Source organism: bacterium (assembly GCA_030655055.1).
Lineage (GTDB): Bacteria > Edwardsbacteria > AC1 > AC1 > EtOH8 > UBA5202.
In genome coordinates this window covers 1-15,426 of record JAURWH010000151.1, presented here as the reverse complement: position 1 = coordinate 15,426, position 15,426 = coordinate 1, and the positions used below count along the sequence as shown (strand labels likewise).

Below are 15,426 nucleotides of genomic sequence, written 5' to 3'. Positions count from 1 at the left end.
GAAACTGGGGGCCTTCGGCCTGACCGAGGCCAACGCCGGGACGGACGCCGGAGGCATCCAGACCACCGCCGTCAAGGACGGGGATTTCTTCGTGCTCAACGGCTCCAAGCAGTGGATCACCAACGGCGGCGAGGCCGAGATCTACACCGTGGTGGCCCTGACCGACAAGGCCAAGGGCAGCCGCGGGGCCACCGCCTTCATCGTGGAAAAGGGGACGCCGGGCTTTACCTTCGGCAAGAAGGAGAACAAGATGGGCATCAGGGCCTCGGTCACCCGCGAGCTGGTGTTTGACAACTGCCGGATACACAAGGACCAGGTGCTGGGCAAGGAGGGCATGGGTTTCTTAGTGGCCATGGGCACTTTGGACCGGACCCGTCCCGGCGTGGCGGCCCAGGCTTTGGGCATAGCCCAGGGGGCGCTGGACGAAGCGGTCAAGTACTCCCGGGAGCGGGTTCAGTTCGGCAAGCCGATCTCGGCCTTCCAGGGGGTGCAGTTCATGCTGGCCGACATGGCCATGAAGCTGGAGGCCGCCCGGTCTTTGGTCTACGCCACGGCCAAGATGATAGATTCCGGAGAGAAGAAGTTCGCCAAGGAGAGCGCCATGTGCAAGTGCTTTGCCTCGGACGTGGCCATGGAAGTGACCACCAATGCGGTCCAGGTGCTGGGCGGCTATGGTTATATGAAGGAATACCCGGTGGAGAAGATGATGCGCGACGCCAAGATCACCCAGATCTACGAAGGCACCAACCAGATCCAGCGCACCGTGATCGCCTCCAACCTGATCAAGGAGGCGGCCGGAGGCAAGGACTAAGGATATATCTGCAAGACAACTGATAAAAGCCCGGGCATTCGCCCGGGCTTTTATAGTTTACAAAGCATCTGCAAGGAGGGCTGATTGACATGCTGTTTAAATACTGGTATAATACAAGGATGTGCCCTTTATTACGAATAAACCATAATCTCAATATATCAAAGGAGTAAACCATGACCAGAAAGTGGGTATTGTTGACCCTGGCCTTGTTATTTGTTGCAGGCATAGGCCTGGCAAAGAACCTGGGCGGAAACTTGGATCCTGCATCCAGCGCCGCCGGCGCTAAAAGCTGGCGCAGCAGACTGCGGACCAAGCCGGTAGCGGCAAAAAAGATCGCTGTTCCAGTCAAAAAACTCGATCCCAAAGCCTGGCACTTGCAGGAAGATTTTGAGGGTTCCTTCCCGCCGGCCGGGTGGACCACTCAAGACATCGCCGGCACGGATGAATCCTGGCAGCAGTCTGATTTTGATTACTATAACGGCAGTTACAGCGCTTTCATTGATTATGACTGTTCCGAATATTCCGAAGACTGGCTTATCACTCCCCAAATAACGATACAGGCAAATGATACCCTGTATTTTTGGATGAATATCTACGATCCCGGTTATGAGGATGATACTTACATAAAAATATCAACCGGGGACAATCAGCCGGCAAGCTTTACGACCACTTTGCTTCATCTTTATGATGATTATGGGTCTGGCAACTATGTATATTCCTGGACCCAATATGCCATTGACCTTTCGGCTTATGCCGGTCAGACAGTGTATCTGGCTTTCCAACATACCGACGATTGCGGTGCCGGAGTATTTATTGATGACGTCAGCGTGGGACATGAATACACTCCGACCGGCCACGATGTCTGCGTCAATTCCATCGATCTTCCGGCCGCTGTGGCCACCCCGGCAGTTCCGTTCACGCCGACCGCCACCATCCAGGATCAGGGAATGAATCCGGAGAGCGATTTTCAGGTTTTCTTCCGGATAAATGACAGCTTGGGAACCCAACTCTACCTGGATTCGGCCCTGATAGCCAGCCCGGACAGCATTCTGCCAGATTCCTTAAGGCAGTTCACCTTTAGCGGCTTCACTCCGGCGGCTTATACCAGATATACTGCTGTGGTCTGGACGGGATTGGCCGATGACTACAGTTGGAACGACACCCTGGCAAAGACTTTCCGCACCTGGGACCTGGATGTGGCCGCGAATGCTATTCTTAACCCGCTGGGTTCGGCCAACCCCGATCCCGATATCATACCCAGGGTAGTCTTCCATAATGCGGCAACCCAGACCGCCGACTTTACCGCTAATTTCGAGGCCACCTACGGCGGTGTTACGATGTACGACCAGGAAGTCAACATCAACGGACTGGCCGGCGGGGCGGACACCACCGTGGAATTCCCTGCCTGGCCGGGAGTAAGGCTGGAGGGCACCTACCAGATGACGGCTTATGCCGAAATGGATCACGATCTGAATAACGCCAACAACTCAGTATCGGGTTCATTCAAAAGCGGATATAACATCTGGGTTTCCAAAACTGCTTTGCCGTATGAGCAGTATTGCCATGCCGTGGCCCCCTGGAACGGAAGGATATATTTGTTTGGAGGTGCGCCAGGCGGGACCTTCTGCAACACGATACAATATTACGATACTTTGACAGAAACCTGGAACAATTCGGCCATTACTTTTCCCACCAACCTGTTCGGTGCCTCGGCCATCACTTTGGGAGACCGGATATTTGTCATCGGCGGCTGCGAGACCTTTGCCAACCAGCTGACCGCTGTATACTGCTACTGGCCGGATGGAGACTCCCTGACAGTCAAGTCAAACCTGCCCACCGCCACCATGGAAGCGGCTGCAGGCTTATGGCGCGACTCGCTGATATACGTCATGGGCGGCGGGAACTGGGCAATGACCCAAATTAACAACGTTCAGATCTACGATGTTGCCAATGACAGCTGGAGCGCCGGAACTGCCATGCCGGGTGCCGTGGGTACCAACGGCGGCGGGATCTGCGGTGACACCATCATTTCCGTCGGCGGGTACCTTACCGGCGCCTGTTACTATGGGGTGATAGATACCACCGATCCTACCAACATAACCTGGAGCACAGGCGCCTCCTATCCGGCCGGGAACCTTTGCCGGCCTTCCACAGCAGTCAGGGACCATAAGCTTTACGTGGCTGCAGGGTATAACGGCAGCGACGCTACGGCTAATGCTTATTACTATTCACCGGCAGACGATGCCTGGACCCAGTTGCCCGACAGGACCACGGCCACCATCGGCGCCGGACAGGCAGCCATTATGGGCGAGTGGTTGTATGTAATTTCCGGGGAAACAGGAGGACAGAACGAGGCCCTTTTCCTGGGATCTTCGGACAAAGCCAACCCGGTGATCACTGTCGCAACGCCGGTCAACAGCAGCACCGGCGTGCACCTGTTAGCTCCGGTGACCGTAAGTTTCTCCAAGCCGATGGACACCACCACGGTCACCTTTACCTGCAATCCGAATCCCGCCGGCTGGTCCATGGCCTGGAGCGCAGACCTGGCCACCATGACGCTGAACCATTCCGCTTTCGATTATTCCACGACGTATGCCCTAATAGTTACGGCCGGGTCTTCACTGGATGGCTATGCCATGGCGGCGGGCACGGCAGCCAATCCGTTCAGCTTCACTTCTTGGAACCCGGGAAGCGTGATACAGGACCAGATGGGCACCGGCATTGATGTCAACCTCTCTCAGATATTCGAAGATTATCCCGATTTTTCTTCCTACATGGCCGATGATATAGACGTGGCCGGGTTCGACTCGGTTACGGTAAGCACGGTGGAGATCATTGGTGGATACTGGAACGGGCATACTTTCCATCCTGTCGACAGCCTTTATATGGGCTTCACCACCGACAGTTCGGCCAGCAACCTGCCGGCCTGGAGCCAGACTGTCTGGGCGGGCAATATATCCCTCGCCGGCTATGATGAGATCGGCCTGGGCACCAGTCCCAGCAAGTTCGTGATGTACCTGGATCCTCCGGTAACGCTTGCCCCCGGGAAGAACTGGATGATCTGGGCACCGTACATGAATTATGAAGCCAAGGACGGCCAGTGCGGCTGGGTTCCCAACCCCACCATCACCGGGGTTGAATGCTCCTGGAGGAATCCCGGCGGCGGACTCAGCGGAAACACAGAGTGGATCCATACTTCCGCCATGTTTAGCTCTGCTGCCGATGCCTACATGCGCATTTACGGGCAGACCTTTACCGGCGTGGAGGGCAATCCCGGAGAAACCTTAACTCCCAGAGTTTACAGCCTGTCAGCCAGTTATCCCAATCCCAGCCGCGATAACAGCACCATTAAGTTTTCCCTGCCCCAGGCGGGTCAGGTGAAGCTCGAGGTCTATAACATCGCCGGACAGCGGGTGAAGACCCTGGTCAACGGCAGCCTGGGCGCCGGATACCACCAGATCACCTGGAACGGGCGGAACGAAGCGGGGCAGAGGGTGGCCAACGGCGTGTACATGTACCGGATGAACAGCGGAAGCTTTACCGCCACCAAAAAACTGTTGATGGTGAAATAACAGGGATACGACCTAACGGTCGATGAAAGCCAAACCAAGCGGACGGGAGAGGGTCTCCCGTCCGCTTTTATTTATTGACAGTTAAACCTTTTGGCCCGATCTCCGGTCTAATCTTATGTTAGATTTTACCCTTAAACGGTCTTTCCCTCAGGCATCCGTTACCCTCCAGGGCGGGCGCCTCCGGTGAAAGGCCGTTAGCACATCCCTTAATAATGTTATTAGCCCCCTTGACAATTTGGGGGTTATGGCATATAATAGAACTGACCAGTCAGTTCTATTATCAATCAAAAGGCATAAAATGAGAACGGTTACCGATCTGAAGCGCCAGGAAATATTGAAAGCCGCCGCCACAGTATTTGCCAAGAGGGGGTTCCAAAAAACCCTGATGGAGGACATTGCCGGGCAGGCCGGCATCGGCAAAGGCACCATCTACCGCTATTTTAACAGCAAGGATGACCTGTATTTCAGCATCCTGGACCAGGCGGTGGAGGACCTTTTAACCTGCCTTTCGCTTGATCTGGAAAGCAAAGCTGCTCCCGAGCAAAAGCTGAGAAAGATGATGTCGGATATGGCAGGTCTGTTGATAACCAACCGCTCCTTGATGATACTGTTGCACGAGATAGAAGGAAGCAAGATAAAAACCAGGCACGCCCACTTTAAAAGAAACAATGCCAAGATCGACAGCCTGGTGGCAGGGGTGATAGCCGACGGCATAAGGCAGAAATCATTCAAAAGAGGCGATCCCCGGTTCATGGCGGTTCAGCTGGGCTTTATGGTAAAAGTGGCGGTCATGGAATTCCCCGGAAAAAAGAAGGATTATTTGGTGAACCAAATCATGGACACCTATTTGCACGGTATAAGCAACAAATAGGAAACTTTTACCGGCTATTTTGCGTAATATTATAGTATTTCCAGTTTTAAGATAAAACCTATAATCACTAAAATGGATAAAAATAGAACAAAATGAGGAAATTCTACCTATCTTCTCTAGCACTCTGCCTGGCCTGGGCTGGCCTGGCCCAAGCCGCAGATTCCCTGACCGTGGAGCAATGCGTTTCCATCGCTTTAAAGCAGAGCCCGGAGCTTAAAAAGGCCCAGGCCAACCTGAGCCTGGCCGGAGCCTCGCTGCAGGGTTCGGTGGGAACGATACTTCCCCATCTGTCCGGAAGTTCCAGCTATTCCCAGAGGGGGCCGGCCACCATAGACCAGAACGGACATTATGACACCTACAGCACCGGGCTAAGCGTGGGGATGAGCCTGGTTAACCTGTCCGGCTGGGCCGGGATCACCGGCACGGCGCTGGCCCGGCAGTCGGCCGGGGCGGCCTACCAGTTGGCGGTGGCTTCGCTGGCTTACCGGGTGAAGGAAGCGTTCTACGGGCTGGCCAAACTGGAGAAGGCGGTGGAGGTGGCCCGGTCATCGGTCAACCAAAGCCAGGAGCAGGCCAAACGGGCCGAAGCCATGTACCAGCTCGGCTCGCTGAGCCGGGCCGACATGCTTAAGATCCAGGTCCGGCTGACCCAGAACCGGGTGGACCTGCTTTCGGCCGAGAGCAATCTGTTGACCGCCAAGCAGTCATTGGCCGGTCTGCTGGGGCTTTCAGGTGAAGCAGCCATCAACCCCAGCCTGGTCTTTCCCGACACCGGTCTTATGAAAGCGGTCAGCGACAGCGTCACTGCCTCCGAACTGGAACAGAACCCGGCCTATCGTCTGGCCAGTAAGAACCAAAAAAGCAAAAAAGCCGGGCTTTGGTCTGCCTGGCTGGATAAACTCCCGTACCTTTCCGGTTCTTATAATTATGGCTATTCAGATTCCCGCCAGTTCAAGGGCAACTCTGATTGGATGGAGCACGATTCCTGGAGCGCATCACTATCCTTGAATTGGAATGTTTTTGACGGAGGCATTTCCGCCTCCCGCATCCGCCAGGCCGCCGCCCAGTTGAAAATTGCCGATGCCGATCTCTTTTCGTCCCGGCAGGCGGTCTATTCCGAGTTGAAGCTGGCCAAGCTGAGCCTGGCGATGTCCCGGGAAGCCATCGGCCTGGTGACGGACCTGCTGCAGCAGGCTTCCGAGGATTACAAGCTGACCACCGAAAAGTACCGGCTGGGCTCGGCTTCGGTGCTTGACCTTTTATCCAGCCAGCTGACCTACAACCAGGCCCAGCAGCAGGCGGCCAGCACAGTGTGCGATTATTATCTGTCCCAGGCCAGGCTGGACAAGGCTTTGGGCAAATGGTAACTGGCTCCGATCAACAAGTAAATAGCATGCCAATTATTCTTCACACAAAGCCGCTAAGAACGCCAAGATATTTAACTAAATTTGTAACCTTAGTAAAGTCTCTGTGGTCTTTGTGTCTTGGTGTGAGATAAGATTCTAACGTTTTCAGTCTTTAAGCAAACATTTAAATAAATTTCAGGAGCGGCCAAGTGAAAAAGATCAATCTTAAAAGCAAAAAATTATGGATCATATCCGGTGCGGTGCTGCTGGTGCTGATCCTGGTAGTTTCCAACATCGCCCGGGGCAGCAAGAAACTGGCCATCCAGTCGGCCAAGGTCAAAAAGGGGGAGATCATCTCCACCGTCTCGGCTCCCGGCAATGTCAAGGCCGAGACCGAGGTCCAGATCTCGGCCTATGTGATGGGCAAGATCACCCGGCTGCCGGTCAAGGAGGGAGACAAGGTACGCCAGGGACAGGTGCTGGTGCAGATAGATCCCACCAGCTATGCCGCCCAGGTCAAGCAGAACAAAGCCAGCCTGGAGCTGGCCCAGGCCAACCTGGCCCAGACCGAGCTGATCTACAAGCGCAAGCAGGAACTTTTTGCCGCCGGGCTGATATCTCAGGAGGAGAACGAGGCCACCACCACCCAGTACAACCTGGACCGGGCCCGGCTGACCCAGGCCGAGGCCTCGCTGGAGCAGGCCCAGGACACCTATGCCAAGACCACCATCACCTCGCCCATCAACGGCACGGTGGTGCAGCTCAACGTGGAGGTGGGGGAAGTGGTGGTCACCGGGACCATGAACAACGCCGGGTCGGTGATCATGACCGTGGCCGACCTGTCGCAGATGGAGGTGGAGGCCCAGGTGGACGAGAGCGATGTCAAGGACATCAAGCTGGGGCAGGAGGCCCAGGTGGAAGTGGACGCCATCATCGGCAGAACATTCAAGGGAGTGGTCTCCGAGGTGGGCAACGCCGCCATCTCTTCAGGCTCTTCTTCCACCAGCAACGCCTCGGTGAACTATACCGTCAAGACCAGGATCATAGACAAATCAGCAGACCTCAAGTCCGGGATGTCGGCCAACGTGGAGATCACCACCGCCCATAAGACAGGCATCATGCTGATCCCCATCCAATCGGTGGTGATGCGCAAGGCGGAGGCGGAGCGAAAACAGGCAGACCCCAAAAAGGACAAGGGCGGAAAAGGAACCGCCCTGGCGGACGACAGCTCAAGTGACGGCAAGAGGGTCAAGGAGAAGGAGCAGGAAGTGGTCTATGTGATGGAAAAAGGCCGGGCGGTGATCAGTCCGGTGCAGACCGGGACCTCGGACCAGGAAAACATCGAGGTGATCAGCGGACTGACCGAAGGCCAGGAAGTGATCAAGGGGCCGTTCAGCGTGCTGCGGAACCTGAAACACAACGACAAGATAAAGACCGGCACAGCCAAGGCGGCCGGAAAACAAGATAATGCCGGAAAGTAGGCCCTTATGATAAAAATGGAGAACCTGTCCAAAACCTACAAGATGGACGGAGTAACGGTGGACGCCCTGAAAGGGGTGTCGCTGGACATCACGGCCGGGGAGTACGTGTCCATCATGGGGCCTTCGGGCTCCGGCAAATCAACCCTGATGAACCTGATCGGCTGTCTGGACACCCCCACCACCGGCAGTTATCACCTGGACGGACTGATGGTCTCCGAAATGGATGACGACCAGCTGGCGGTGGTGCGCAACAAGAAGATCGGGTTCGTATTCCAGACCTTTAACCTGCTGCCCCGCTCCTCGGCCCTGCACAACGTGGAACTGCCCATGCAGTACGCCGGGGTTGACGCCCAGACCAGAAAGGCCAAGGCCGTGGCTTCGCTGGAATCGGTGGGGCTGGCCCACCGGATCCATCACAAGCCCACCGAGATGTCCGGGGGCGAACGGCAGCGGGTGTCCATCGCCCGGGCCTTGGTCAACAATCCGGCGATCCTGCTGGCCGACGAGCCCACCGGCAACCTGGACAGCAAGACCGGGGTGGAGATCATGGCCCTGTTCGACCGGCTGCACCAGGAAGGCAAGACAGTGATCCTGGTGACCCACGACCAAAAGGTGGGCGAGCATGCCCGGCGGATGGTGCGGATACTGGACGGAGAGATCGTGGCCGACCAAATAGTGCGAAAATAAAACTCTTAGCTTTAAGCTATCAGCCCTAAGCTTATAGCCTACGGCTTACAGCATACAGCTTCAAAGGAAGATCATTATGAATATCTGGGAATCGGTCCGGCTGGCCTTTGACGCCATCTGGGCCCACAAGCTCCGCTCGGGGCTGACCACCTTGGGCATCATGATAGGGGTGCTGACGGTGATCGGCATGCTGGCCTTGATAGACGGCTTTAACAAGATGATAGCCAAACAGCTGTCGTCGCTGGGCACCACCACCCTCTATGTCCAGAAACAGGGATTGGTGATGAGCCACGAAGACTGGCTTAATACCAGGGGCCGCAAGAACCTGACCATCGAGGACGCCTACGCCATCCGGGACAACTGCCCCTCGGTGCTGCGGGTGGCCCCCATCCTGGACAACATGGCCAATGTCAAGTACCAGAAGCAGGAGGTGCTGGGCACCGAGGTCAACGGCACCACCACCGAATACCAGTTCATTGCCGAATATGAGATCATCGACGGACGGCCCCTGTCCAATGTGGACATGGTGCACAGCCGCCAGGTGGCCATGCTGGGCTCGACCGTGGTGGAAAAACTGTTCGGCCAGCAGGATCCCCTGGGCAAGGAAGTGATCATCAGCGGCAACCGTTTTGAGGTGATAGGATTGCTGGGTAAAAAGGGGTCATTTTTGGGCAATGACCAGGACAACATGATCATCATCCCCATTTCCACTTTTGAGAAGATCTTTACCGGACAGATCCGCAACCGGGGACGGGGCGGTTCGGTGACCATCGCGGTCCAGCCGCTGGACGTGGCCCACATCGAGACCGCCAAGGATGAGGTCACCGAGCTGCTGCGCCGCCGCCGCAAGGTGCCGCCGTCCAAACCGGACGATTTTGGCATCGTCACCGCCGACCAGCTGATGGGGATATTCAAGAAGATCACCGCCGGGGTCTTTGGGCTGATGATCGGGGTGACCCTGTTGTCTCTGCTGGTGGGCGGCATCGGCATCATGAACATCATGCTGGTATCGGTCAGCGAGCGGATCAAGGAGATCGGGATCCGCAAGGCCATCGGGCCCCGCAAGAAGGACATCATGCGCCAGTTCATCATCGAGGCGGTGTCGCTTTCCCTGGTGGGCGGCGTTACCGGGATGATCCTGGGCTTCATTCTGGCCGGGCTGGTCTCCCTGGTCATAAAGCTGCCGGCTTCGGTCAGCTGGTGGTCGGTGCTGCTGGGCTTCGGTTTTTCGGCCGCGGTGGGAATTTTCTTCGGGTGGTACCCTGCCCAGCGGGCGGCGGAAATGGACCCGATAGAAGCTTTGAGATACGAGTAATTATTTAGCCCAGCCCTTAAGGGCTGGGCTAAATAACATAACAACGCAAAAACCCCCGGAGTTATCCGGGGGCTTTTTATGTCCCCAATGTCCGGATCAAATTACTTTAGGCTTGAAATAATAATGGTAAGAGGGTATACTTTAGGCAATGATCCAAGCAACAAAACATAAAACAGATCTTCACTGGCGTTACCGGGTCCTGGAAAAACTGGGGCAGGGGGGCGAAGGCGAAGTTTACCTGGCCGAAGACAGGCTAAGCGGACGGCCGGTGGTGGTCAAGGCCGCCGCCCGGAACTCCGGCTCCGGCCTGAAGCTGGAGTTCATCCGGCTTTACCGGATGGACCATCCCGGCCTGCTGAAGGCCTTTGACTTTTACCGCCAGGATGAAAAGTCCCTGGCCGCCTTTGAGCATTTCCCCGGGGCCACTCTGGACACCTACATCCGGCAGAACCAGCCGGCCAAAAAAGAGCTGTGGGATATCTGGGTCAGGCTGGCCGGCATTGCGGCTTATCTCCACGGGCGGGAATACATTCACGGGGACATCAAGCCGGAGAACATCCTGATAGGCCGGGATGGAAGGGTAAAGCTGATAGACCTGGGGCTGGCCAGGAAAACAGGCGATGAAACAAGTTCCGGCTTTACCGGCACCGCCGAATACTCGGCCCCCGAAGTCTTGAATTCCAGCACCGGTCCCACCCAAAGTTCCGATGTCTACAGCCTGGGCCTGCTGCTTTTTTGGATGATGACCGGGCAGCTCCCGGCGGTCAAAGACCGGCTGGAGGAAAATCAGTCCTGGAGCCTGGGGTTCAGGGGATCATTGGATGACAAGCGATCGGAGATCGCGATCAGAACTTTGAACTATTGGCCCCAGGAAAGATATCATTCCGCCACACAGCTGGTTCAGGCCTTTAGGCATTCCGGCAGCGGATGCTGTCTGGAAGGCCCGGGGTCTTTTCGCTTTTCCGGCCAAAACCAGGCGCTGGCCAAAGCCGTGGAACATTTGCGCCCGGGGAGGTCCGGCCTGTTAATTGTCCCGGCCGGGCCAGGCCGGGGGAAGACGGCCTTTTTAAGGGAATTGAACTTCATCTGCCAGATGACCGGGCAGACCTCGGTTTACTTCAATGCCGGGGAGGCAGAAGGCGATAAACTGTTTACGATCCTACCTACGGATGCTGTCTTTCTGGTGGATGGCCTGAAGGACGGAGAAATACCGGGCTGGCTAAAAGACCGGCCCGGCAGATCAGTGGCCGCCATTGATCCGTCAAACCCCCGGCTTTCCCCAAAGGGCCATGCACTGGCTTTGGTAAAGTTCCAAAAGCAGGAATATTCCAAGGTCCTGGCCGGCTATCTGGCGGGGATAAGCAACTGGGAGCTGGAAAACCTGTCCGACTGGGTCTGGCGGCAGGCCGGCGGCAACATCGCCCATGCCAGGGCCTATCTGGAATATTGCCAAAGTGTCTCCGTCATCAGCCAACAGCAGGACCATTGGCAGATAGACTGGCAGCAGTTGTTCGCCGGCCGGACCCTGCCGGATGAGACCGCCGGTGACATAGGCCGGCGCTGGCAGCTGCTTGAAGATGACGGCCGGGAGGCTTTGAAGAAGGCCTGCTTGGAAGACGGCGCGGGTACGCAGCAAGCATCGACAGTCACCGATCCTGACTATTGGCTGGATGACAACGGCCGGGTGGACGGGGACATTCTGCGGACCTTCATCCTGGAACAGATCCCTCCGTCCGAGATCGACCGGATAAAGGTGGCGGCGGTTTCCGCAGAGCGATTAGAATTTCCCTCCATGGCCCGCTGGCTGTTTTGGGATAAAACAGACATCCGGCCGAATTGGCTGTCCGAAGGCCGGGGATTGTTCAAACAGGCCCAGCACGACAAAGACCTGGAGAAGATGCTGTACGTGGGAAAACTGCTGGTTGATTCCGGGCGGCTGGGGACCAAGGAACAGACCCAGATGGTCAGGCAGCTGACGGCCCTTTACCAGCGGGTAAGCCGGTGGGCTTTGGCCATTGAACTTTGGGAAACAAGGGCGGGAGCGCTTTCCGGTGAATGGGAATATTTCCTGACCCTGGCCAAGCTTTATGCCAACAATGGCGAACCAGGCAAAGCCCTGGAGAAACTGGAAGCCGGGGCAGTATTACTGACAAACGATGCCCGGAAATGCCGGCACCTGGCTTACAAGGGGTGGGTGCTGGGGCTGATGGGAAAGCCGGATGAGGGCAGGGCTGTTTTGGAAGAAGCCCTGAGGACTGCAACTGCAGCCGGCCGTTCCGATGATGCCTATTTTGAGATATACAATTCCCTGGCCCGTCATCATCAACTTATAAATGATTTTCAGCAGGCCGCCTATTGGGCGGAAAAAGCCGCCGGGATCGAAATACCGGATCAGCTGGAAAAAGCCGGAATACTGAACATATTGGGTTACAGCTTGTGGCAAAGGGGCGACCTGGCAAAGGCCGGAACAGCGGTTGAACAAAGCATTGACCTGCTTAAAAACCAGGGGCGGAATAATCTGCTTTGCTACTCCCTTTGCAACCTGGGGCTGATAAACATCAGCCTTAAAAAATGGGACCAGGCCCGGTTATGCCTGCAAAGGGCGGAAAATAATTTAAGCCTTGACGACGGCGCCGCCCTGCAGTCCAACATAATTGCCAATTTGGCGCTGGTTTACGGAAAATCCGGCCAGATCAACCTGGCCCGGGAAAAATACCTGGAAGCCTACGGACATTACCATGATGCCGGCGACCGCCAGGGCATGCTGATCTGCCTGGCCAATGCGGCCTTAAAGGACCAGCTGCTGGGCAAAACGGAATACGCTTTAAAAACGCTGGCGCATTGCCTGGCCCTGGCCCGGAAGAATGAGCTGCCGTATCCGGAGGTGATCATCAGAAAGGACCTGGGGATGGTCCTGACCGAAGACCGCCGGTACCGCCAAGGGCTGGATTCCATCCGGGAAGCAATGTTGGTGTCCGCTCAAAACAATTACCAGCCAAACTGGGATTGCCTTTATTACGGGGCTTTGGCGGCGGGATATCTCAATGATCATACAGCAATGAACGATTATCTGGCCAAGGCAAAGAACCGGGCCGGCGATGAAATAGAAAAAGCGCAGCTTAAAATGCTGGAAGGATTTTACATGGCCAAGAACGGAGATATTAACAAAGGCCTGGACCTGGCCATGGAGGCCGCCGGCGAGCTTAAGGATAGCGGCGATCCGGGCGAGTCCGCCAAGGCCTGGCTAAAGGCCGGTGAATTTGCGCTGGAAGCTGATGGCTTTGCGGAGGCGGAAAAACTGATGCCCGGCCTGCTTTCCGCCGAGGCCCAGTTCCAGAAAATGGAGGCCCCGGTTTACCTGGAGCGGACCAGAAGAACCATCCTGGCGGCGGTCCAAAAACTGTTCGCTCCGGGCAATATCCTGCCCGGGGCCCGGATGCTGGAAGGGCTGTATCAGATAGCCGCCCTGCTGGATCCCGGCAGGAACCAGGCCGAGCTGGCCCAAAGCTGTCTGGACGTGACGGTCAAGCTTCTTAACGCCGAAAGGGGCGGCCTGTTCCTGATGGATGAGAATTCCAAGCTGTTCCTGGCGGCTAAAATAGACCTGGACCCCGACACCCAGCACGACGCGCTGGAATTCTCCTCAAATGCCGTAATGGCGGCGGCCGCCGGGGAGACCATGGTGGTCTCCAACGACGCCCAGCTGGACGAGGATCTCAGCTCGCGCTTAAGCGTCAAGCGCAATGCCATCCGCTCGCTGTTATGCCTGCCCTTAAGGTCCCGGGAAGGAACGCTGGGAGCCATCTACCTGGATTCCCGGCTTAAACCCGGAATATTCAACCAGGCCCAGAGGGATTTCACCAAGGCCCTGGCCCAGATACTGGGGGCGGTCATTGAAAGCCACCGGCTGCTGGAAGAATTGCGGGTCAAGAACCAGGAACAGCAGGGCGCTGGTTCCAAGGCGCTTTCTGCGCTGATCGGAAACTCACCGGCGGTAAAGAACATGCTCAAAAGGATCACGGCTGCCGCCCCCACCGATGTCACGGTGCTGCTGGACGGGGAATCCGGCACCGGCAAGGAAATGGCGGCCCAGATAGTGCACCAGCTTTCGGCCCGGAAGGACAGGAAGTTTTTGGCCCTGGACTGCGGCTCCCTGCCCGAGACGCTTTTGGAATCGGAGCTGTTCGGTTACCTCAAGGGGTCGTTCACCGGGGCCGGCAGGGACAAGACCGGGCTGTTTGAGGCGGCCGACGGCGGCACGGTGTTTTTGGACGAGATCGCCAGCGCCAGCCCAGCGGTGCAGGCCAGACTGTTGCGGGTGATAGAGTCCGGGGAGATCCGGCGGATCGGCAGTGAGACCGTCAGCCGGGTGGATGTAAGGATGATCTGCGCCACCAACAAGGACCTGGAGATAGAGATCAACGAAGGGCGGTTCCGGGAGGATCTGTATTACCGGCTGAAGGTAATGAAGATCGACATCCCGCCGTTAAGGGAAAGAAGCGAGGACCTGCTGGTATTGGCCGAGTATTTCAAAAACAAACACCAAAACAAGTTCAATAAAGGCAAGCTTTCCTTTAATGAAGGGGCTAAGAGGGCCATTGTGATGCATAACTGGCCGGGAAACATCCGGGAACTGGAGAACACCATTCAAAAGGCGGTTTTACTGGCGCCAAAGAAAACCATATCCGAGGGTGAGCTGGAGATCGGATGGTACCGGGTTGATGATGCGCAAAGCATAAAGGACACCCATGAGGACAGTCAAAAACAGGTAATAATCAGATGTTTGGAAAGCGCCGGGCATAATTTTACCAAAGCCGCCAAAATTTATGGCATTTCCAAGAGGCATTTTTACAGGTTAACGGATAAGCACGGGGTAAAGCGGGACAAAAATGACAAATAGCGGGACATAGTTGTCACTCCTTGTAATGTGTTATTAAATAACACTTTAAACAATTAAATACATTTTAGGCAAAATAAAAGCGGGACATTAATGTCCCGCTTTTCTGCTTTTATGGCAAAACAAGGACAGGGAATTACCATGAGAATATCTTCTTAACTCAATGCTAATCATATTCTTGGATTAAAGAAATTTTTGACAGTATTACAATGGCACAGAAATTGAATATATATAATGCTGTCAACCAAAACTTAAATCCAAGGAGACAGAAATGAAAAAGGCAGTATTGTTCATCCTGGCAGCTTTTCTTTTGATCAGCTCCATTGCGGTTCCAGTATATTCGGCGGTCATAAATAAGCCCATAGTAGTAATGGGCGATGATCCGATCCCGCTGCCTCCGCCTCCGCGGTAAACCGTTCCTCACCAGTTACCGGTAAAAATCATAA

9 protein-coding genes are annotated in these 15,426 nt (G+C 55.7%); all 9 read left to right on the top strand.

Going from position 1 to position 15,426, the window contains the following annotated elements; genetic code table 11:
- Positions 1 to 811: acyl-CoA dehydrogenase family protein (locus Q7U71_07160; protein ID MDO9391532.1), on the top strand; the 811-nt coding region annotated here is incomplete at its 5' end.
- A gap of 173 nt (positions 812 to 984) precedes the next feature.
- Entirely contained in the window at positions 985 to 4,383 is a 3,399-nt protein-coding gene (locus tag Q7U71_07155; GenBank protein MDO9391531.1) for a choice-of-anchor J domain-containing protein, read from the top strand.
- A gap of 298 nt (positions 4,384 to 4,681) precedes the next feature.
- Positions 4,682 to 5,254, top strand: coding sequence for a TetR/AcrR family transcriptional regulator (locus Q7U71_07150; protein ID MDO9391530.1), 573 nt, complete (start codon positions 4,682 to 4,684; stop codon positions 5,252 to 5,254).
- A gap of 92 nt (positions 5,255 to 5,346) precedes the next feature.
- A complete protein-coding gene (locus Q7U71_07145) occupies positions 5,347 to 6,621 on the top strand; it encodes a TolC family protein (GenBank protein ID MDO9391529.1) in 1,275 nt (424 codons plus the stop codon).
- A 188-nt stretch (positions 6,622 to 6,809) separates the two neighbouring features.
- Positions 6,810 to 8,081, top strand: a complete 1,272-nt coding sequence (locus Q7U71_07140) for an efflux RND transporter periplasmic adaptor subunit (GenBank protein MDO9391528.1) — start codon at positions 6,810 to 6,812, stop codon at positions 8,079 to 8,081.
- A 6-nt stretch (positions 8,082 to 8,087) separates the two neighbouring features.
- On the top strand, positions 8,088 to 8,768 hold the full coding sequence (locus Q7U71_07135) for an ABC transporter ATP-binding protein (protein ID MDO9391527.1): 681 nt from the start codon (positions 8,088 to 8,090) through the stop codon (positions 8,766 to 8,768).
- A 76-nt stretch (positions 8,769 to 8,844) separates the two neighbouring features.
- On the top strand, positions 8,845 to 10,083 hold the full coding sequence (locus tag Q7U71_07130) for an ABC transporter permease (GenBank protein MDO9391526.1): 1,239 nt from the start codon (positions 8,845 to 8,847) through the stop codon (positions 10,081 to 10,083).
- 148 nt (positions 10,084 to 10,231) lie between these two features.
- A complete protein-coding gene (locus tag Q7U71_07125) occupies positions 10,232 to 14,983 on the top strand; it encodes a sigma 54-interacting transcriptional regulator (GenBank protein ID MDO9391525.1) in 4,752 nt (1,583 codons plus the stop codon).
- Positions 14,984 to 15,251: 268 nt separating this feature from the next.
- On the top strand, positions 15,252 to 15,392 hold the full coding sequence (locus tag Q7U71_07120; GenBank protein MDO9391524.1) for a hypothetical protein: 141 nt from the start codon (positions 15,252 to 15,254) through the stop codon (positions 15,390 to 15,392).
- Positions 15,393 to 15,426: the final 34 nt, after the last annotated feature.

Coding starts and splice junctions, on each gene's coding strand:
- Q7U71_07155 (MDO9391531.1), top strand. CDS start 985: ATGACCAGAAAGTGGGTATTGTTGACCCTGGCCTTGTTATTTGTTGCA.
- Q7U71_07150 (MDO9391530.1), top strand. CDS start 4,682: ATGAGAACGGTTACCGATCTGAAGCGCCAGGAAATATTGAAAGCCGCC.
- Q7U71_07145 (MDO9391529.1), top strand. CDS start 5,347: ATGAGGAAATTCTACCTATCTTCTCTAGCACTCTGCCTGGCCTGGGCT.
- Q7U71_07135 (MDO9391527.1), top strand. CDS start 8,088: ATGATAAAAATGGAGAACCTGTCCAAAACCTACAAGATGGACGGAGTA.
- Q7U71_07130 (MDO9391526.1), top strand. CDS start 8,845: ATGAATATCTGGGAATCGGTCCGGCTGGCCTTTGACGCCATCTGGGCC.
- Q7U71_07125 (MDO9391525.1), top strand. CDS start 10,232: ATGATCCAAGCAACAAAACATAAAACAGATCTTCACTGGCGTTACCGG.
- Q7U71_07120 (MDO9391524.1), top strand. CDS start 15,252: ATGAAAAAGGCAGTATTGTTCATCCTGGCAGCTTTTCTTTTGATCAGC.